Origin of the sequence: Bacillus sp. FSL K6-3459 (assembly GCF_038003305.1) — a bacterium.
Taxonomy (GTDB): domain Bacteria; phylum Bacillota; class Bacilli; order Bacillales; family Bacillaceae; genus Bacillus; species Bacillus pumilus_O.
The window spans coordinates 1,962,603-1,980,349 of record NZ_JBBOOW010000001.1 but is presented as its reverse complement, the minus strand read 5'-3'; the positions used below and the strand labels follow the sequence as shown (position 1 = coordinate 1,980,349).

21 protein-coding genes are annotated in these 17,747 nt (G+C 41.3%); 19 read left to right on the top strand and 2 right to left on the bottom strand.

What is annotated here, in order from left to right:
* Positions 1-54: 54 nt before the first annotated feature.
* The 12 genes from MHI35_RS09850 to MHI35_RS09795 all read left to right on the top strand — a co-directional run bounded on the left by MHI35_RS09850 (position 55) and on the right by MHI35_RS09795 (position 11,060).
* Complete coding sequence (locus tag MHI35_RS09850; protein WP_335349481.1) at positions 55-1,737, top strand: formate--tetrahydrofolate ligase; 1,683 nt, start codon at positions 55-57, stop codon at positions 1,735-1,737.
* 74 nt (positions 1,738-1,811) lie between these two features.
* On the top strand, positions 1,812-2,294 hold the full coding sequence (locus MHI35_RS09845) for a glutathione peroxidase (protein WP_003216059.1): 483 nt from the start codon (positions 1,812-1,814) through the stop codon (positions 2,292-2,294).
* A gap of 13 nt (positions 2,295-2,307) precedes the next feature.
* On the top strand, positions 2,308-2,919 hold the full coding sequence (locus MHI35_RS09840; protein ID WP_211064289.1) for an HD domain-containing protein: 612 nt from the start codon (positions 2,308-2,310) through the stop codon (positions 2,917-2,919).
* A gap of 30 nt (positions 2,920-2,949) precedes the next feature.
* Positions 2,950-4,086, top strand: coding sequence for a conserved virulence factor C family protein (locus tag MHI35_RS09835; protein ID WP_211064290.1), 1,137 nt, complete (start codon positions 2,950-2,952; stop codon positions 4,084-4,086).
* Positions 4,087-4,393: 307 nt separating this feature from the next.
* Positions 4,394-6,070: a dihydroxy-acid dehydratase gene (gene ilvD, locus MHI35_RS09830; protein ID WP_012010311.1), complete on the top strand. Its 1,677-nt coding sequence runs from the start codon at positions 4,394-4,396 to the stop codon at positions 6,068-6,070.
* Between the two features lie 81 nt (positions 6,071-6,151).
* Positions 6,152-6,586, top strand: a complete 435-nt coding sequence (locus MHI35_RS09825) for a BrxA/BrxB family bacilliredoxin (RefSeq protein ID WP_144522922.1) — start codon at positions 6,152-6,154, stop codon at positions 6,584-6,586.
* 66 nt (positions 6,587-6,652) lie between these two features.
* Entirely contained in the window at positions 6,653-7,441 is a 789-nt protein-coding gene (locus MHI35_RS09820; protein ID WP_335349482.1) for a class I SAM-dependent methyltransferase, read from the top strand.
* A gap of 432 nt (positions 7,442-7,873) precedes the next feature.
* On the top strand, positions 7,874-8,491 hold the full coding sequence (locus MHI35_RS09815) for a YpjP family protein (protein ID WP_211064294.1): 618 nt from the start codon (positions 7,874-7,876) through the stop codon (positions 8,489-8,491).
* An 18-nt stretch (positions 8,492-8,509) separates the two neighbouring features.
* Positions 8,510-9,037, top strand: a complete 528-nt coding sequence (locus tag MHI35_RS09810) for a phosphatidylglycerophosphatase A family protein (protein ID WP_211064295.1) — start codon at positions 8,510-8,512, stop codon at positions 9,035-9,037.
* Between the two features lie 103 nt (positions 9,038-9,140).
* Positions 9,141-9,935 (top strand): thymidylate synthase, encoded by a 795-nt coding sequence (locus MHI35_RS09805; RefSeq protein ID WP_012010306.1) that lies wholly within the window; start codon positions 9,141-9,143, stop codon positions 9,933-9,935.
* A complete protein-coding gene (locus MHI35_RS09800) occupies positions 9,932-10,417 on the top strand; it encodes a dihydrofolate reductase (RefSeq protein ID WP_012010305.1) in 486 nt (161 codons plus the stop codon). Before MHI35_RS09805 ends, MHI35_RS09800 begins: the two co-directional genes overlap by 4 nt.
* Positions 10,418-10,436: 19 nt before the next feature.
* Entirely contained in the window at positions 10,437-11,060 is a 624-nt protein-coding gene (locus tag MHI35_RS09795) for a lysophospholipid acyltransferase family protein (RefSeq protein WP_211064296.1), read from the top strand.
* A gap of 34 nt (positions 11,061-11,094) precedes the next feature.
* On the opposite strand, the gene trhA is transcribed toward MHI35_RS09795, so the two are convergent.
* Both trhA and MHI35_RS09785 read right to left on the bottom strand, forming a co-directional pair.
* Positions 11,095-11,733, bottom strand: coding sequence for a PAQR family membrane homeostasis protein TrhA (gene trhA, locus MHI35_RS09790; RefSeq protein WP_012010303.1), 639 nt, complete (start codon positions 11,731-11,733; stop codon positions 11,095-11,097).
* Positions 11,734-11,747: 14 nt separating this feature from the next.
* Positions 11,748-12,716, bottom strand: coding sequence for a sigma 54-interacting transcriptional regulator (locus MHI35_RS09785; protein ID WP_335349483.1), 969 nt, complete (start codon positions 12,714-12,716; stop codon positions 11,748-11,750).
* A 181-nt stretch (positions 12,717-12,897) separates the two neighbouring features.
* Between MHI35_RS09785 and ilvA the strand changes: the two genes are divergently transcribed.
* From ilvA to ypmT, 7 genes are all read left to right on the top strand, one after another.
* Positions 12,898-14,166: a threonine ammonia-lyase IlvA gene (gene ilvA / locus MHI35_RS09780; RefSeq protein ID WP_211064298.1), complete on the top strand. Its 1,269-nt coding sequence runs from the start codon at positions 12,898-12,900 to the stop codon at positions 14,164-14,166.
* Positions 14,167-14,202: 36 nt separating this feature from the next.
* Entirely contained in the window at positions 14,203-14,454 is a 252-nt protein-coding gene (locus MHI35_RS09775; RefSeq protein WP_144522929.1) for a YpmP family protein, read from the top strand.
* 187 nt (positions 14,455-14,641) lie between these two features.
* Positions 14,642-15,484, top strand: a complete 843-nt coding sequence (locus MHI35_RS09770; RefSeq protein ID WP_012010299.1) for a DegV family protein — start codon at positions 14,642-14,644, stop codon at positions 15,482-15,484.
* 24 nt (positions 15,485-15,508) lie between these two features.
* Positions 15,509-16,099 (top strand): SCO family protein, encoded by a 591-nt coding sequence (locus tag MHI35_RS09765; RefSeq protein WP_088001637.1) that lies wholly within the window; start codon positions 15,509-15,511, stop codon positions 16,097-16,099.
* Positions 16,100-16,168: 69 nt separating this feature from the next.
* Positions 16,169-16,930, top strand: coding sequence for an SGNH/GDSL hydrolase family protein (locus MHI35_RS09760; protein ID WP_249407482.1), 762 nt, complete (start codon positions 16,169-16,171; stop codon positions 16,928-16,930).
* 9 nt (positions 16,931-16,939) lie between these two features.
* Positions 16,940-17,506, top strand: coding sequence for a YpmS family protein (locus MHI35_RS09755; RefSeq protein ID WP_211064300.1), 567 nt, complete (start codon positions 16,940-16,942; stop codon positions 17,504-17,506).
* 22 nt (positions 17,507-17,528) lie between these two features.
* Positions 17,529-17,726 carry a protein YpmT gene (gene ypmT, locus MHI35_RS09750; protein WP_012010295.1) on the top strand — a complete coding sequence of 66 codons (198 nt, stop codon included), beginning with the start codon at positions 17,529-17,531 and terminating at the stop codon, positions 17,724-17,726.
* The last annotated feature ends 21 nt before the right edge of the window (positions 17,727-17,747 follow it).

Here is a 17,747-nt window from a genome sequence, read left to right as displayed (position 1 = left end):
GAAAAACAGAGCAAAAACAAAGCTGTTTCTCGAAAAAAAGGAGGCCGTTTATTTATGATCACAAAGCATTTATCAGATATTGACATCGCCCAAAAGGCAAAGCTGAGACCTATTCAAGACATCGCAGCAAAGCTGCAAATACATGACGAAGAATTAGAATGCTATGGTTTCACAAAAGCGAAAATATCTTTAACTATTTTTGACCGTTTAAAAGAACAAAAAGAAGGACATGTGATTCTTGTCACATCCATCAATCCAACGCCAGCAGGTGAAGGGAAGTCCACCGTCACAGTCGGACTCGGTCAGGCCTTCGAAAAAATAGGGAAAAAAGCAATCATTGCAATGCGAGAGCCTTCATTGGGTCCTACAATGGGCATAAAAGGCGGTGCAGCAGGTGGAGGATATTCACAGGTGCTACCAATGGAAGAAATCAATCTTCATTTTACAGGAGATTTTCATGCCATTACTTCTGCACATAATGCCTTATCTGCGTTCATTGATAACCATATCCATCACGGAAATGAACTTCGCATCGACGCGCGCCGCATTGTGTGGAAGCGAGTGCTTGATTTAAACGATCGTGCATTAAGACAGGTCGTTGTCGGACTTGGTGGACAGGTAAATGGATATCCTAGAGAAGACGGGTTTGACATCACGGTTGCCTCCGAAATGATGGCCATCCTTTGTTTAGCAGAAGACTTAACTGACTTAAAAAAACGTCTTTCTTCTATTGTTGTTGCCTATAATCAAGACGGGGAGCCAGTCACAGTTGGTGCACTTGGATATGAAGGTGTTCTGACGTTACTTTTAAAAGACGCACTCAAACCGAATCTTGTACAAACGATTGAAGGAACTCCGGCCCTCGTTCATGGTGGTCCTTTTGCCAATATTGCGCATGGATGTAATAGTTTAATTGCAACTAAAATGGCGGCGAAATTAGCCGATTATGTCGTAACAGAAGCTGGATTTGGAGCAGATCTTGGAGCAGAAAAGTTCCTGAACATTAAAACAAGAGCTGGTGATTTCAAGCCTGGTGCAGTGGTTATTGTAGCGACTGTCAGAGCACTAAAGATGCATGGCGGAATGAAGAAAACAGAACTCAAAGAAGAGAATACACAAGCTGTATTAAAAGGTATACATAATTTAGAAAAGCATATTGAAACTGTGCAAGCCTTCGGACTTCCATATATCGTCGCAGTTAACAGGTTTATCACGGATACAAAAGAAGAGATTCAAGCGATAGAAGATTGGTGCCTTGCACATGACCATCCAGTCAAAGCTGTGAATGTATGGGAAGAAGGAGGCGAAGGCGGGACAGCACTTGCCGAAGAACTCACGACACTTATTGAAAAGAAGAAGAACAGCTTTTCCTATTTGTATGAAGAGGATGAATCCATCGAAGAAAAATTATCTAAAGTTGCCAAAGCGGTTTACGGTGCAGACGGGGTCACACTCACTTCAAAAGCAAGAAAGCAGCTGGCAGCCATCGAGGAAAACGGCTGGGGGCATTTACCGGTTTGTATGGCAAAAACGCAATATTCACTTTCTGAGGATCCGGCTTTAATTGGGAGACCTAAAGGCTTCACCATCACGATTCGTGAGTTAAAACCATCTGTAGGAGCAGGATTTATTGTTGCTTTAACTGGAAGCATTCTGACAATGCCTGGATTACCTAAAAAACCTGCGGCGCTCGAGATGGATTTATTAGAAGACGGCAGTGTGACAGGACTCTTTTAACCGGAAGCATAAAAAGCGATTTTATAAAAGAAGCATGTTACGATAGGAAAAAGTGAATCCTAGGAGGCTATGAGATGTCAATTTATGATATTCAGGTCAAAACCATTAACGGTCAAGAAAAATCAATGGCAGATTACAAAGGAAAAGTCCTCATTATTGTTAACACAGCAAGCAAATGTGGACTAACTCCTCAATTTAAACAACTGCAAGAACTATATGATCAATATCATGAAAAAGGCCTTGAAATTTTAGGATTTCCATGTAACCAATTTATGAACCAAGAGCCAGAAGGAGAAGAAGCCATTCAAGAATTCTGTTCTTTGAATTATGGGGTGACCTTCCCTATGTTTGCGAAAGTAGATGTCAATGGTGACAATGCGCACCCGCTGTTCAAACATTTAACAAGTCATGCAAAAGGTGTACTTGGGACGAAAACAGTGAAATGGAATTTTACAAAATTTATCGTGGATCAAAACGGAGAAGTCACTGAGCGTTTCTCTCCGAAAACATCACCAAAAGAATTAGAAAGCTCCATCATTGCTCTTTTGGACAAATAAGGTGCTGACCGTCATGCAGAAAAAACAATTGGAGGCAGCTGCCTCCTTTGTTTCAGATTGGCTGAAAGATGAACCGACTGGACACGATGCGGCTCATATTGATCGCGTGCGGCAGCTTGCCCGCCAAATTTCTAATCAGGAAGGCGGCTCCCAGTTTGTGATTGAGATGTCAGCGATTGTTCATGATGTCATTGATGAAAAGCTGTCGAGTGAATGGAGGATATCACCAAAGCGGCTTGAACTTCAGCTCCTTTCTTGGGAAGTTCATACGCGGGATATTCGTTATATCATGGACATCATTACAACGATGTCTTTTCGTCATCGACATAAACACAATAGGCCAATATCGTTAGAAGGGGCCATTGTTCAAGACGCAGATCGGCTCGATGCGATAGGAGCAACCGGTATTGCGAGGGTGTTTACTTATGCAGGTGCAAAAGGGGAACCCCACTATTCAAAGGACACGCAGCAGGGCTCCGTACTAAAGCATATGGAAGAAAAACTGCTCAAATTAAAAGACTTAATGAATACTCGTTCTGGAAAGCAGCTTGCTGAGGAGCGGCATAATTTGATGAGCCTGTTTATTAAGACATGGAAAGAAGAATGCGGCCTTACAGATGAGTAGGGTCTTTATGTGTGTAAGGAGGATGTATAGATGAAAATAACAGCGATAGAACCGACGCCAAGTCCAAATACGATGAAGGTCATCTTGACAGAAGCGCTTTCCGGCGGTAAAAGCAACAACTACAAAAAGGATCAAAAAGACGAAGCGCCAGAGATGATTAAACGTATTTTAAACATTGAAGGTGTAAAAGGTGTTTATCATGTCGCAGATTTCTTAGCGGTTGAGCGTAATGCAAAGTTTGACTGGCAGGGCATTTTGCAGCAGGTCAGAGAAGCCTTTGGTCAAGAAACAGAAGGCCTTCAGGAAGGATCGCAGTCTGGTGGTGACACATTTGGCGAAGTCAAAGTGTTTGTCCAAATGTTTAATGGAATTCCGATGCAAGTTAAATTAACGGACGGAGAAAGAGAAGAGCGATTCGGCATGCCTGAACGCTTCCAAGCAGCTATTTTAAAGCTCAGAAGCAGTTCAGACAATGTCGTATTTGAACGTGTGTGGAAAGAGCATGGCGTTCGTTTTGGTGACTTTGCAGATATTGGCCAAGAAGTCACAGAAGAGCTGCAAGCAGCCTATGACGACGAGCGTTTAGCCCGCTTAACAGAAGCGGTCAAAGAAGGACAAGAAGCTGTAGATCGACAGGTGAACCGAAAGGCATATGATGTAACAGAAGATATGCTGCGCGAGGAAGACTGGAAAAAGCGTTTTGCCCATTTAGAGCAAATGCTACCAGAGCAAAAGGATATCCCTGTTTTAATGAAAGCAATGGAGGACCCTAAAACATCCATTCGCAGACAAGCTGTTGTGAATGCTGGAATGATTGAAGATCCTGCTATTTTGCCTATTTTATATAAAGGGCTTAAAGATAAAACAGTGACAGTCCGCAGAACCGCTGGAGACTGCATTTCAGACCTTGGTGACCCGAGCGCTATAGAAGCAATGATTGAATCATTAAAGGACCCAAGTAAACTTGTTCGCTGGCGTGCAGCGATGTTTCTTTATGAAGAAGGTGACGAAACAGCACTTGACGCATTAAAAGAGGCTGAGCAAGACCCTGAATTTGAAGTCAGCCTTCAAGTGAAAATGGCGATTGAGCGTATTGAGCATGGAGAAGAAGCGAAAGGGTCAGTATGGAAGCAAATGACAGAAAGTAGAAAAAATGCATCAGAATGATGAGACTTATGAGCAAGCTGCCTATCATTGGCAGCTTGTTTTTCTTAAAGTCATAGACAGAAAAATTTTTTTAGAAAAATTATTTTGAATATTGTTGAAATATGCGAAAAAACTCTATATAGTAGTACCAATATAGAATATTGGAGGTCAGATTTTATGACACGAACCTTGCTGAGCGCTAGCTTCAGCAAACATGTTTGTCATCGTTCATTCATCGGTGGCTAAATAAACAGAAAATTTGTAAAATAAAATCAACTCAAAATCATACAGTCAACAAGACTTGTAGTATAGGAGGCTTTTTAAACAGATGGCAGAACTTCGTAGTAATATGATTAAACAAGGAATTGACAGAGCACCTCACCGAAGCTTACTAAGAGCAGCGGGGGTAAAGGATGAGGACTTCGGCAAACCATTTATTGCTGTATGTAATTCCTATATTGATATTGTCCCAGGACATGTCCATCTTCAGGAATTCGGAAAGATTGTGAAAGAAGCTATTCGTGAGGCTGGCGGGGTCCCATTTGAATTTAATACGATTGGGGTCGATGATGGAATTGCAATGGGGCATATCGGGATGAGATATTCACTACCAAGCCGTGAAATCATTGCTGACTCTGTCGAAACCGTTGTATCTGCTCACTGGTTTGATGGAATGGTTTGTATTCCTAACTGCGATAAAATCACACCGGGGATGATGATGGCAGCGATGCGTGTCAATATTCCGACGGTCTTTGTCAGCGGTGGCCCGATGGAAGCGGGTAGAACAAGTGATGGTAGAAAAATTTCTCTTTCTTCTGTATTTGAAGGCGTCGGTGCATATCAGTCAGGTAAAATTAACGAAGAGGAATTAAATGAATTAGAACAGTTTGGCTGTCCGACCTGCGGATCTTGTTCAGGGATGTTTACAGCAAACTCAATGAACTGTTTAGCAGAGGCGCTTGGCATTGCTCTTCCTGGAAATGGAACGATTTTGGCGACATCACCAGAGCGAAGAGAATTTGCGAAAAAGTCAGCAAAACAACTGATGGAGCTCATTAAAAAGGATATTAAACCGCGTGATATTGTGACTGAAAAAGCCATTGATAACGCATTTGCACTAGATATGGCGCTTGGTGGTTCAACGAATACTGTTCTTCACACACTGGCGATCGCAAATGAAGCAGGTGTTGAATATTCACTTGAACGTATCAATGAAGTAGCAGAGCGTGTGCCTCATTTATCAAAACTAGCGCCGGCTTCAGATGTTTATATTGAGGATTTACATGAAGCAGGCGGCGTCACAGCTGCGCTAAATGAATTGTCCAAAAAAGAAGGCGCACTTCATTTAGATACAATGACCGTCACAGCGAAAACGCTTGGTGAGAACATTGCCGGTCATGAAGTCAAAGACTATAATGTCATTTATCCAATCGATAAGCCATTTACTGAAAAGGGCGGCTTAGCCGTTCTATTTGGAAACCTTGCGCCAGATGGAGCTATCATTAAAACGGGCGGTGTACAAGATGGGATCACACGTCACGAAGGGCCTGCGATTGTATTTGAATCCCAAGAAGAAGCTCTTGAAGGCATTATTAATAGAAAAGTAGAAGCAGGACATGTTGTCATCATTCGCTATGAAGGACCTAAAGGCGGACCTGGTATGCCAGAAATGCTTGCTCCTACTTCACAAATTGTCGGGATGGGACTTGGACCAAAGGTTGCTTTAATTACAGACGGACGTTTTTCCGGCGCTTCTCGCGGCTTGTCTATCGGACACGTCTCTCCTGAAGCAGCTGAAGGCGGCCCGCTTGCCTTTGTTGAAAATGGTGACCATGTCGTCGTCGATATTGAGCAGCGCATTTTAAGTGTCGATGTTCCAGAGGAAGAATGGGAAAAAAGAAAAGCCAACTGGAAAGGCTTTGAACCAAAAGTGAAAACTGGCTATCTTGCTAGATATTCAAAACTTGTGACATCAGCCAATACAGGCGGAATCATGAAAATTTAATCTGAAATAGAACATTTGAAAATTGGCTCTCTCTATAGTATCCTTTATTCACAACAAAAGGATTTTAGAGGGGGCTTTTTTATGTCAATGGCATATGAAGAATATATGCGCCAGCTCGTTGTGCCAATGCGCCAAGAGTTGACAAGTGCAGGATTCCAAGAACTGACGACGGAAGAAGAAGTAGAACAAACGATGCAAGAAGCTGAAGGAACAACATTTGTTGTTGTAAATTCTGTATGCGGCTGTGCGGCAGGATTAGCACGCCCTGCAGCGACTCAAGCTGTGATGAAGGCAGAAAAAGCGCCAAACAAAATTGTCACAGTATTCGCTGGGCAGGACCGAGAAGCTACGGCAAAAATGAGAGAATATTTCACTGGTGAAGAGCCATCATCTCCTTCTATGGCCCTTTTAAAAGGAAATGAGCTCGTTCATTTTATCCCGCGTGACGAAATTGAAGGTCATGAAATGGAAGATATCATGAAAAATGTCTTAACTGCATTCGAAAAACATTGCTAATACACGTGTTGAAATGCCCTGCGATCAGATCAGGGCATTTTTTCTTGATCATGATGGAGGAACGATATGCTCATTACTACAAGCTTTAGAGCGAATGAACAAACGATTGAAACAGCGAAGGCACTTGCAGAAGATTTACATGGTGAGTATGTAGAAAGACGCAAACAATCTGTCAAGCAGCTTGCGCTGAAACGAGGAGATGTCCTTGTTGTCGGGAAAGAAAGATTTGAATGGTATCAGCCAAATGGTGAAAAGTTCTTCTTTCATCCAAGCTCAGCGATGTTCAGGGTGAAGCGGCTCTTGCGCGAAGAAAAGGATCCTTTAATTGAAGCAGCACAGCTAAAGCCAGGCGATTCCTTTTTAGATTGCACACTTGGCTTAGGATCTGATGCGATTACTGCAAGCTTTGCGGTAGGCAGGAAAGGAAAGATCGTCGGTATTGAAAAGAATTCGATTACGGCATTACTTGTGCGAGAAGGACTGAATACATGGGAGACGGGGATAGAGGAAGCAGATGAAGCGATGAAACGGATATCTGTTATCAGTGGTGACAGTATCGAGCAGCTAAAGAAGTATCCTGACGGTTCATTTGATGTCGTCTATTTTGACCCAATGTTTGAGGAATCGATTCAAGAATCTACAAGTATAGCGCCGCTGCGTCATGCGGCAGAGCACGACTTTGATCACGAAGCAGCCGTGCAAGAAGCATTAAGGGTGGCAAGAAAAAGAGTGGTGTTAAAAGATCATTGGAAAAGTACACGATTTAAAGCGGACTCTTACCAATTTCAGGTCATCAAACGAAAAACAGCCCAATTTCATTATGGGTATATCGAGAAAGAAAAAAGCCCTTACTAAGGGCTTTACAGCGTGTAGACAAACCCTCGCATTCGTTGTCAGTCCTGCGTGCTGGTGCTCACGAATGTCAAATTCGCTCCGCGCCAGTACTCGTCCTTCCTAGACTTCAAAGGTTTTCTATCACGCTGAAAAGAAGACAAAGGGCTAAAATCAAGATCATTTTAGCCCTTTGTCAACAATCTGAAAAGCCCTTACTAAGGGCTTTTAATCCGTAATCTCCATATAGACAAAATAAAACAGTGTCAGCAAGGAAGCTGTGACGAAAAAGCCTTCAAGCATACCCATTCCTCCCAAATTTTAGTTGCCTGTACTGTAATTGTAAACGTTTTATTATGAAAAAGAAAGTCTCAAATCAGTGACCAAATTGAATGACTGAAAATTCATTATATGCTAGAATAGCAGTATGATAACTTATGGAAGGAATTAGATATCATGAAGATGTGGATGAGAAAAACGCTTGTTGCGCTCTTTACAATTGCAACTTTTGGTTTGGTTTCTCCTCCGTCAGCTTTGATGACAGACAAGCCATCTGAACTTTCTTCACCTGATAAAACGCCTTATACAGCGGTTTATGATTCATCAGATGAATTGCGCAGCTGGGGACGATCGCAAGAGGCAAGCGAAGATCAGGTAGACCCCTTTGAGCAATATAAGGAAGAGGTTCTATCAAGTGCAGAAAATCAATCCTTTCTCAAATTCGGCCGTAAAATCACACCTGTCATTGAAGACGAGTACAGAGAAGAGATTCAACCGAAAATTGAACAAGTGTTAACCGATGTTTTAACAAATTTCAAAGATGACGAAAAATTTCAAGATGTTGTGTTAACTGATCAGCCTTCAAGCGGAAATGGTGAAAAAATCTTTCACATCTACAACCGGAAGACTGGAGAAGATTTGCTCCGTTTTCATGTGAGAAGAGATCAGCCGCCACACAGCGGATATTGGTTTAACTTTCACTACCATACAGCAGAAGATGGATTCCAGACGCATCATGAACTCGGTAATATTTACTGGGACAAAAACACCCCGCCGAGCTGGATGAGCCACTAGAAGGAGATGTCATGCCAATTGAAAAAGTATACAATGAACGAAATGGTGCAGATTACAAAACAAATGTTAAACGAACGTGGAGTGAAAATTGAAGATATTGCACACATTGTGCTAAAGCTTCAAGAAAAATATCATCCAAACCTTCCACTTAGTGTCTGTATTGAAAATGTTGAGAAAGTGTTGAAGAAAAGGGAAATTGTCCATGCGGTTTTAACAGGACTTGCCCTTGATCAGCTGGCTGAAAAAAAGCTATTGCCAGAACCTTTGCAGCACTTAGTCGAAACAGATGAGCCGCTATATGGAATTGATGAGATTATTCCGCTTTCCATTGTCAATGTATATGGATCAATCGGTTTGACCAACTTCGGTTATTTAGATAAAGAGAAATTCGGTATTATCAGAGAATTAGATGAAGGTCGCCCAGGTGAAGTGCATACCTTCCTTGATGACCTTGTCGCTGCGCTTGCCGCAGCAGCAGCTAGTCGTATTGCTCACTCACACCAAGATATTAAGGACGAAGAGCAGGATCGGGTGAATCAAGTATAAAAAGAAAAACATGTCTGCTCCTCATGCAGGCGTGTTTTTTTGGTTTAAACAAAAGCAGAAATAAGGTAAACTACAACAAGAACATAAATAAAGGATGAAAAAAATGAAACAATACAAAGAGTTATGCCGTCATGTATTACAGCACGGGGATGAAAAAGGTGACAGAACGGGAACAGGCACAATCAGCACGTTCGGTTACCAGATGAGATTTGATTTGCAGGAAGGATTTCCACTTTTAACAACAAAGAAATTGCACCTGAAATCAATTATTCATGAGTTACTTTGGTTTTTAAAAGGTGATACAAATGTCAAATACCTTCAGGAAAATGGTGTCCGTATATGGAACGAATGGGCAGATGAAAATGGTGAACTGGGCCGTGTGTACGGAGCGCAGTGGCGATCTTGGGCTAGTGGAGACGGTGAGACTGTTGATCAGATCACAAAGCTGATCCACGATATCGAGCATAATCCCAATTCAAGAAGACTAATCGTCAGCGCTTGGAACCCGGGTGAAATTGATCAAATGGCGCTGCCACCATGTCATTGTCTGTTTCAATTTTACGTATCAAACGGAAAGCTTTCTTGCCAGCTTTATCAAAGATCGGCAGATATCTTTTTAGGCGTGCCATTTAATATTGCTTCATATGCTCTTCTTACGATGATGATTGCCAAAGTCACAAATCTTGAGCCAGGAGAGTTTGTTCATACGCTAGGAGATGCTCATATTTATCAGAATCATCTTCCTCAGGTGAACATGCAACTAGAGCGTGAGGAACGTGCGCTTCCGCAGCTTCGCATCACAAGAGATGTGAAGAGTATTTTTGATTTCACGTTCGATGATTTTGTACTTGAAAACTATGATCCGCATCCGCATATTAAAGGAGAAGTCAGTGTATGATTTCGATGATTGTGGCGACAGGAAAAGACAGAGTCATTGGTCAAGATAATCAAATGCCTTGGCATTTACCAGCTGATTTAGCATATTTTAAGAAGGTCACAGGTGGCCATACGATTGTCATGGGCAGAAAAACGTATGAATCCATTGGACGAGCGCTGCCTAACCGCCGTAATATCGTGCTCACAACAAGTTCTTCTTTTGAAGCAGAAGGATGCGAGGTTGTCCATTCCATTGCCGATATTTTGGCAATTGGAAAAGGTGAGACAGAATTATTTATCATTGGCGGGTCTAAGCTGTATGAAGAAATGATGCCATATGCGGATCGTCTATATATCACGCATATCCACCATGCGTTTGAAGGAGACCGCTACTTTCCTCATTACGATGAAAACAAATGGACGGTTGTATCACGCGAAAAAGGCCATCGTGACGAAAAGAACCCCTACAATTATGAATTTGTCGTTTATGACAAAAAAGGATAAATGAGTAGGAGGAGTACGGTTGTTTCGTTATTGGTTTTTAACGATTTATGTTGTTGTATCCTTTTTTAAAAGTATGAGGCATTTGCATGCCCATGAATTAACTGATCCGCGCATTTCCTATACGAAACGAATGCATCTCATACATGAGCATGCTAAAAGGTTTGCCCGGGGCTGTATTGATCAGTCAGGATCAGTCATGACCATTCACCAGCAAAAGAAGCTGCCGGATGGGCCCGTTATTTATATCACGCAAGCACTGAATCCAGTTACGATGACATTATTAATTGGCCATCTTGAAAAACCATTTGCTTTTATGGCAAAGCCGAATCTTTTTCGATATCCCATTTTAAAACAATGGCTGAAAAAGATGGCGGTAATTCATCAGAATCAATCTGATGATGCCTTATTAGAAGAAGCAAAGGAAAGAATTCTATCTGGTCAGAGTGTATTGCTTTCAGAAGCACAGCGCCACATGGCGGAGGCACTTGCTGAAGATTGTGATTGTCCGGTTGTACCGATTGAAACAAGTGGAACGGATCGTCTATTAACTGGTAAAGTCGTAAAAAGGCTGCACCCTGTGAATGTTGATATTCATATTAAAGCACCTGTTATGATGAGCGATTACGCCCAAAAGCGGGCATAGAAAAACCAGCATCCGAAGTGGATGCTGGTTTTTTTCATGCAGCAGGAATGTTCACACAGTAGAACAGAATGCAGAAGAACATTGATGCACTGCCGCCTAGAACAAAGCTGTGCCAAATCGCATGATGATAGGGGATCTTCCGCCAAATATAAAAGATGGTTCCGACCGAATACAATAGACCGCCTAACAGTAAGAGGCCAAACCCTGGACCTGTTAACCCAATGTAAAGTGGTTTGATGGCAATGATAATCATCCAGCCCATTAATAAATAAACGAGGGTAGACACAATGATAAACCGTTTGACGAAAAAGATTTTAAAGACAATTCCACCAGCAGCAAGAGCCCATACAATCGCAAGAAGCGTATAGCCGAGTGCGCCTTTTAATGGTCCGAGTAAAAAGGGCGTATAGGTACCAGCGATCAATACATAAATAGCCGAGTGGTCGAGAATTTCAAATACATCTTTTGTTTTTTTGTGCCGAATGCTGTGAAGCAAGGTTGAGCTTAAATAGAGCAGCAGCATGGATGCGCCAAATATTGAAAAGCTCACAATCTCTGTGACAGTGCCGTATTGAACAGCGAATAACACGAGAAACACAATGGCTGGAATGGATAAAATAACGCCAATGCCATGTGTAATGGCGTTTGCAATTTCTTCTTTTACAGTAAACAATGGATGTCCTCCTTTTATTGAACCGGTATATAACCATCAAGTGACTTCAGGAATGAAAGGCCTTCAAGTGTAATCTTTGTGCCCGCCCTGCCTTTTCCTTTCGTCACGTATGCTTTTTTCTCAAGGTCATCTAATCGGCTCCTCACCTGCTGAGGGGTCAACGGGATGTCGCCTTGCTTGCTTAATTCAGACAAGATGCGTCTGCTGGCGGCTTCACCTTTCTCATTGAGAGATTTAATAGCTTCTAGCAGAAAAACAAACTCTTGCTTTTCCATTAATGTAAGTTGATGTTCTTCCTTTTTTCCTTTTACCTCCGGCGAAAGAGGGGTTAACACAAAAGGCGGCAGGTGGTGTAAAAATACCGTTTGCCCCTCGAGAACGACTGCAGCATAATGAACGATATTCTTGAGTTCCTGTACATTTCCTTCAAACGGATACTCCTGCAAGGTTTCCCAGACACTTGGATCAATATCAGGCGCCATGCCCAGCTCCTGAAAGAAAGCAGTTGTTAACACAGGAATATCTGTTTTTCGATCTGCTAATGACGGCAAAGGCAAATGGAAAATATTTAAGCGATAAAACAGTTCAGGTAAAAAGGTAGATGAAACCCTCAATGCCTCTAATGATAAAGACGAAGTGGCAATGATTTTTGTTGCAGGAGAAATTTCTAGAAAACGAATGACCTGATGCTGCATTGGAATACTTAATGAGGCAATTTCGTCTAAATAAACAATTTGACGGGTTTTTTCCGTGAAGGCTTTCTGCAACGTAGCTTCATCTAGGACGGGACAATATAGATGTGTCAGTGAAGCGTTTGAAGCCGATGCATGAGCAATTTCATAGGCAAATCGCGTTTTGCCTGTGCCAATTTCTCCTGTGATCAAGACTGGCTGTTCGTGTTTTGTGAATTGCTTTGCTAGGTGAATGGCACGCTTTATTTCTTGATGCTTTCCATATATAGACGTAAACGAATGAGTGGTCATCGGGTGATTCCTTTCTTTATGGTTCTAATTGGTTCAATTGTAACACCCAATAAAACCAAATGTACAGAGAAACGAAAAAGTTTATGAAATTTCTGCTTGATCCATGATCTATTGGTTTATTTTTTGAATATTCATGTTATAATGACAAATTAAATAAGGTTAAAGAGAAAGGATCTTGTACATGAAACCGTTGCTCAAAGAAAACACGCTAATTCAAGTGAAAGACATTTTAAAGGCCCATCAAAATTTGAAGGATGTAGTCATTCATACACCTCTTCAAAAAAATGAGCGACTTTCTGAACGATATGAATGTAATGTCTACTTAAAAAGAGAGGACCTTCAAGTAGTTCGTTCCTTTAAATTAAGAGGCGCTTTTAATAAAATGAGCCAGCTTCCAAAAGATAAACTAAAAAACGGCATTGTCTGTGCAAGTGCAGGAAACCACGCACAAGGCGTTGCTTATTCTTGTAAATATCTAGGTATCCACGGGAAAATCTTTATGCCTGCTACGACACCAAGGCAAAAAGTATCTCAAGTGGAGCTTTTCGGAAAAGAATATGTTGAAATTATCTTAACCGGAGATACGTTCGATGATTCATATCATGAAGCAGTGAAATGCGGAGATGAAGAAAAGCGTGAATTTATCCACCCGTTTGATGATCTAGAGGTGATGGCAGGACAAGGAACGACTGCTGTAGAAATATTAAATGATATCGAAGTGGAGCCTCACTTTTTATTTGCAAGTGTTGGAGGTGGAGGCCTGTTATCTGGAGTGGGTACATATATCAAAAATATCGCCCCAGAAACTGAAATCATCGCAGTCGAACCGCTTGGCGCAGCTTCACTCCATGCTTCCCATGAAAAGGGTAAGGTTGTGACACTTGATTCCATTGATAAGTTTGTAGACGGAGCAGCGGTTCAGCGGATTGGCGAAAAGACGTTTACATCTCTACAGTCTGTTGTTGATAAAATTAGTCTTGTACCTGAAGGGAAAGTATGTACAACCATTTTAGAGCTTTATAATCAATGTGCGATTGTAGCAGAGCCGGCAGGCGCACTTCCGATCGCAGCGCTTGATGCCCACCGCGAGGAGATTAAAGGGAAAAATGTTGTCTGTATTGTCAGTGGAGGAAATAATGACATTGGCAGAATGCAAGAAATTAAAGAACGGTCGATGATCTATGAAGGGCTTCAACATTACTTCATTGTCAATTTTCCGCAAAGAGCAGGTGCGCTTCGGGAATTTTTAGATGAAGTATTGGGGCCAAATGATGATATCTCCCGCTTTGAATATACGAAAAAGAATAACCGAAGCAAAGGACCTGCGCTTGTTGGCATCGAATTGAAAGAAAGAGATGACTATACGGCGCTCATTGAACGGATGAATAAAAAAGGATTCCATTATGTTGAAGTGAATAAAGATCAAGATTTATTCCACCTATTTATTTAGGCTTAACAGAACATGGGAAAAGAGGATTGATCGTTTGTGCTGCTCAAAACAATATGTTTTAGACGGATGGATGGAGCTCAGATCAAGGTAACAGAAGTTCCTGTACTAAAGGGAGATGAGCCGCATGGTTTCATGCTCACCTTTAGACTTGAAGCTTTCTTGAAAAAAGTCTATGTATCTAAAGGAAAGAGAACTGTGTACTCTTTCAGAGAGGATGTGAAACGTAACGTCAAGTGGAGCACATATGAGCAGATCTATCAGGAGCCTACACTGAAACACAATGCGTAAAAAGGAATCTTTGTCAAAGGGAGTGAGCGGCTGTTTTGAAATGGCTGCTGCTCAGCTTGGCAAGGATTTTTTTCATGTAACCAAGAAAATGTGACAATTTCAAAAACGTTCTGACAGTTGTTTTCAACTATGCGCGAAATAAGGTAATATCATATGTAAAGACTAAGACAGCAAGGATGAGACGATAGTGAAACAAATTAAAATTGTAACAGATTCTACTGTGGACCTTCCGCAAGAAAAAATCAATGATCTTTCGATTCACGTGATTCCGCTCAATATCTCCATTTCTGGGGTTGATTATATTGACCGAGTGAATATACAGCCAGATGAATTTATTGAAAAAATGGAGGCCGCTGAAGAATTGCCGAAAACGTCTCAACCTGCGATCGGTCAATTCGTCGAGTTATATGAAAAGCTAACGGCAGATGGAAGCGAAGTCATTAGTATCCATTTAACGGGCGGAATGAGTGGTACAGTTCAAACTGCTGAAAGCGCTTCGAAAATGGTAGACGGAAACATTACCGTGATTGATTCAAACTTTATTTCCTATGGATTAGGATTTCAAGTCACCAAAGCAGCCGAACTTGCACAAAATGGTGCAAGCCGCGAAGACATTATTAAAGAAATGGATAAAATCCGCCTTGAAACAAAGCTATTTGTCACAATCGATACATTAGAAAATCTCGTAAAAGGTGGAAGAATTGGAAGAGGGAAGGCGCTGATCGGCTCACTTCTTCACATCAAACCAATTGCCAGCTTAACAGACGGGGTGTATACGCCGGAAGCGAATGTGAGAAGCTATTCTGCTCTTGTCCGCTATTTAACCAAACAGTATGTACAGGCGGTGAAAGGAAAAACAGTTCAAGCCATTGGGATAGCGCATGCAGATGCATTAGAACTCGCTGAAAAGCTCAAATCAGCGCTGCTTGATCATACACCTGAAGCTCTTGTCGACATTGCCTACACTACACCGATTATTTCGTGTCACACTGGAAAGGGCGCAATAGGTTTTACTTTTTATACCGATTGATTTGAAAAAGGGGATGGACGTGTCATGCTTAACAAAAGGGGAGCCTCACTTGGTGCGCTTATGATCATAAGCGTGCTTCTTTTAGTCTCATGTTCAAATGGACAAATCAAAGATGCGTTAAATTATCAAATACAGCCGTTTGAGTATGAAAATCAGGATGGACAAAAGGTGTCGTTAGATGATTTAAAGGGGAAAGTATGGGTGGCAGATTTTATATTCACAAGCTGTGAAACGATCTGTCCGCCGATGACCGCGCATATGACAGAGCTGCAAAAACGGTTAAAAGAAGAAAAATTGGATGCACGTATCATTTCCTTTAGCGTGGACCCGGAGGTAGATTCACCGAAAAAGCTAAAAGAATTTGCAAAAGCATATCCTTTATCCTTTAAAAATTGGGATTTCCTCACTGGCTATTCACAGTCTGCGATCGAAAAATTCGCAATGAAAAGCTTTAAAACCATTGTGAAGAAACCTGAAGATGAAGACCAAGTGATTCATCAGTCATTGTTTTTTCTAGTTGATCAAGAAGGAAAAGTGATGAAGAATTATGATGGTGTACAAAACACGCCATATGATGACATCATCAAGGACATCAAAACGCTGATCCGAAGCTAGCATAAAGATGTTCAAATGAGCAAAAACATGATACACTTTTTTAATCAGAAAAAGGAGGGACATCATCGTTTGAAGGCTCGTTTGATTTTGATTGTGATGTCTCTAGCTTTTGTTCTTTCTGCATGTTCCGCGCAAGAGGCTAGCATAAAGGATAAACTAGAAGACACACAAGACGTAAAAGAACATATTACCATCGCAGCGGTTGGAGATTCCTTAACAGAAGGAATCGGAGATCAACAAAAAAAAGGATATGTAGGCATGACCCGTGATAAGCTAGAAGCGGTGGATGGCGTGCAATCTGTCACATTAAAAAACTATGCCATTAAAGGCAGTAGAACGGTAGATTTATTAAAAAGATTAAAAGATAAAAAGGTGCAAGACGGTCTGAAAGATGCTGACTATATTTTCTTTACGATCGGCGGCAATGACTTAATGCATGTCGTCCGTCAAAATGTGCTCAATTTGACGTTTGCTCCTTTTCAAAAAGAGCAAGGGCCTTTTGAGGAGCGCTTTAAAACCATTCTTGCTCAGCTGAGAGAACATAATGACCATGCAAAGATCATGTATGTAAGCATGTATAATCCTTTTAAATTCAGTCTCACTGAGCTGAAAGACATTGATGAAGTCGTCAAAGACTGGAATGCTGTCGCCAAGAAGGAACTGAAAAAAGATGGCAATGCTGATATGATCAATGTAGCAGATTTATTTGAGGAAGATTCTGATGAAAAATTACTGGCAGATGATGATTTCCACCCAAACCAAAAGGGGTACTCTCTTATGGCAAATCGTTTATTCTCCAAAGTGAAAAAAGAAGGACTGCCGAAGGAATAGGGTGAACGTATGAAAAAGTGGAAAAGCTTATTTTTTATTTTACTTGCAATCAATCTATTGATTGTACTTGCCTGCGGTATTTTGATGTTACTGCCAAGCGGTCAATCCGCTTCGACGAAAGAATTGAAAAGCGAGTATTCTTTTCATATATCTAGCTCAAAGGAATCACTCACTAGCTTTATCAATGATTATTTGAAAAATCAAGGGTCGAGTGATATGCCAGACTTTCATGTGGCGATCGATCAAGATGTGAAAGTAACAGGCGCCATTAAAGCTTTCTCTTCGACGATTGATGCAAACGTCTCATTTACACCATCTGTCGAAGATAATGGTGATGTACTTTTAAAAGTGGATGGCCTTTCAATTGGACAATTGAGTATTCCGATTAGTTTTGTTCTAAGCTACATGGGCCAGTTCTATGAACTGCCAGAATTCGTTCATGTGAAACCGGATCAAAAAACGGTTGAAGTGCGTCTTTCAGAAATGCCACTGCCAAATGATATGTATGTGAAAGCAAACAAAATTGATTTAGAGAACGATGAAATTGAGTTCTCCTATTATCATCCAAAGCAATAGAAAGTGAGTCAGGAGTGAAATCATGAAGCGAGTCTATCAATATTTTAGTTTACTGTCGTTTTTATTTGCTGCATACTTTGGCATTACAGCTGCCACTGATTTAAGAGCAGAAAATATCGATCAGTTTTACTTAAATATTGCCTATTGTGCATTATTTCTAGGTATCATGATTCTTGCTTTTGATTTTCAAAAGCAAGAAAAAGCTGAAGATGTCTCGTAAAGAGCCTTTCCTCTATGGAAA

Excerpts from the sequence above, each read along its gene's own strand:
- MHI35_RS09805 (WP_012010306.1), top strand. The coding sequence starts at position 9,141 with ATGAAACAATACAAAGAGTTATGCCGTCATGTATTACAGCACGGGGAT.
- MHI35_RS09850 (WP_335349481.1), top strand. The coding sequence starts at position 55 with ATGATCACAAAGCATTTATCAGATATTGACATCGCCCAAAAGGCAAAG.
- MHI35_RS09815 (WP_211064294.1), top strand. The coding sequence starts at position 7,874 with ATGAAGATGTGGATGAGAAAAACGCTTGTTGCGCTCTTTACAATTGCA.
- MHI35_RS09825 (WP_144522922.1), top strand. The coding sequence starts at position 6,152 with ATGTCAATGGCATATGAAGAATATATGCGCCAGCTCGTTGTGCCAATG.
- MHI35_RS09845 (WP_003216059.1), top strand. The coding sequence starts at position 1,812 with ATGTCAATTTATGATATTCAGGTCAAAACCATTAACGGTCAAGAAAAA.
- ilvD (WP_012010311.1), top strand. The coding sequence starts at position 4,394 with ATGGCAGAACTTCGTAGTAATATGATTAAACAAGGAATTGACAGAGCA.
- MHI35_RS09840 (WP_211064289.1), top strand. The coding sequence starts at position 2,308 with ATGCAGAAAAAACAATTGGAGGCAGCTGCCTCCTTTGTTTCAGATTGG.
- ilvA (WP_211064298.1), top strand. The coding sequence starts at position 12,898 with ATGAAACCGTTGCTCAAAGAAAACACGCTAATTCAAGTGAAAGACATT.
- MHI35_RS09785 (WP_335349483.1), bottom strand. The coding sequence starts at position 12,716 with ATGACCACTCATTCGTTTACGTCTATATATGGAAAGCATCAAGAAATA.
- MHI35_RS09820 (WP_335349482.1), top strand. The coding sequence starts at position 6,653 with ATGCTCATTACTACAAGCTTTAGAGCGAATGAACAAACGATTGAAACA.
- MHI35_RS09835 (WP_211064290.1), top strand. The coding sequence starts at position 2,950 with ATGAAAATAACAGCGATAGAACCGACGCCAAGTCCAAATACGATGAAG.
- MHI35_RS09765 (WP_088001637.1), top strand. The coding sequence starts at position 15,509 with ATGCTTAACAAAAGGGGAGCCTCACTTGGTGCGCTTATGATCATAAGC.
- MHI35_RS09800 (WP_012010305.1), top strand. The coding sequence starts at position 9,932 with ATGATTTCGATGATTGTGGCGACAGGAAAAGACAGAGTCATTGGTCAA.
- MHI35_RS09755 (WP_211064300.1), top strand. The coding sequence starts at position 16,940 with ATGAAAAAGTGGAAAAGCTTATTTTTTATTTTACTTGCAATCAATCTA.
- ypmT (WP_012010295.1), top strand. The coding sequence starts at position 17,529 with ATGAAGCGAGTCTATCAATATTTTAGTTTACTGTCGTTTTTATTTGCT.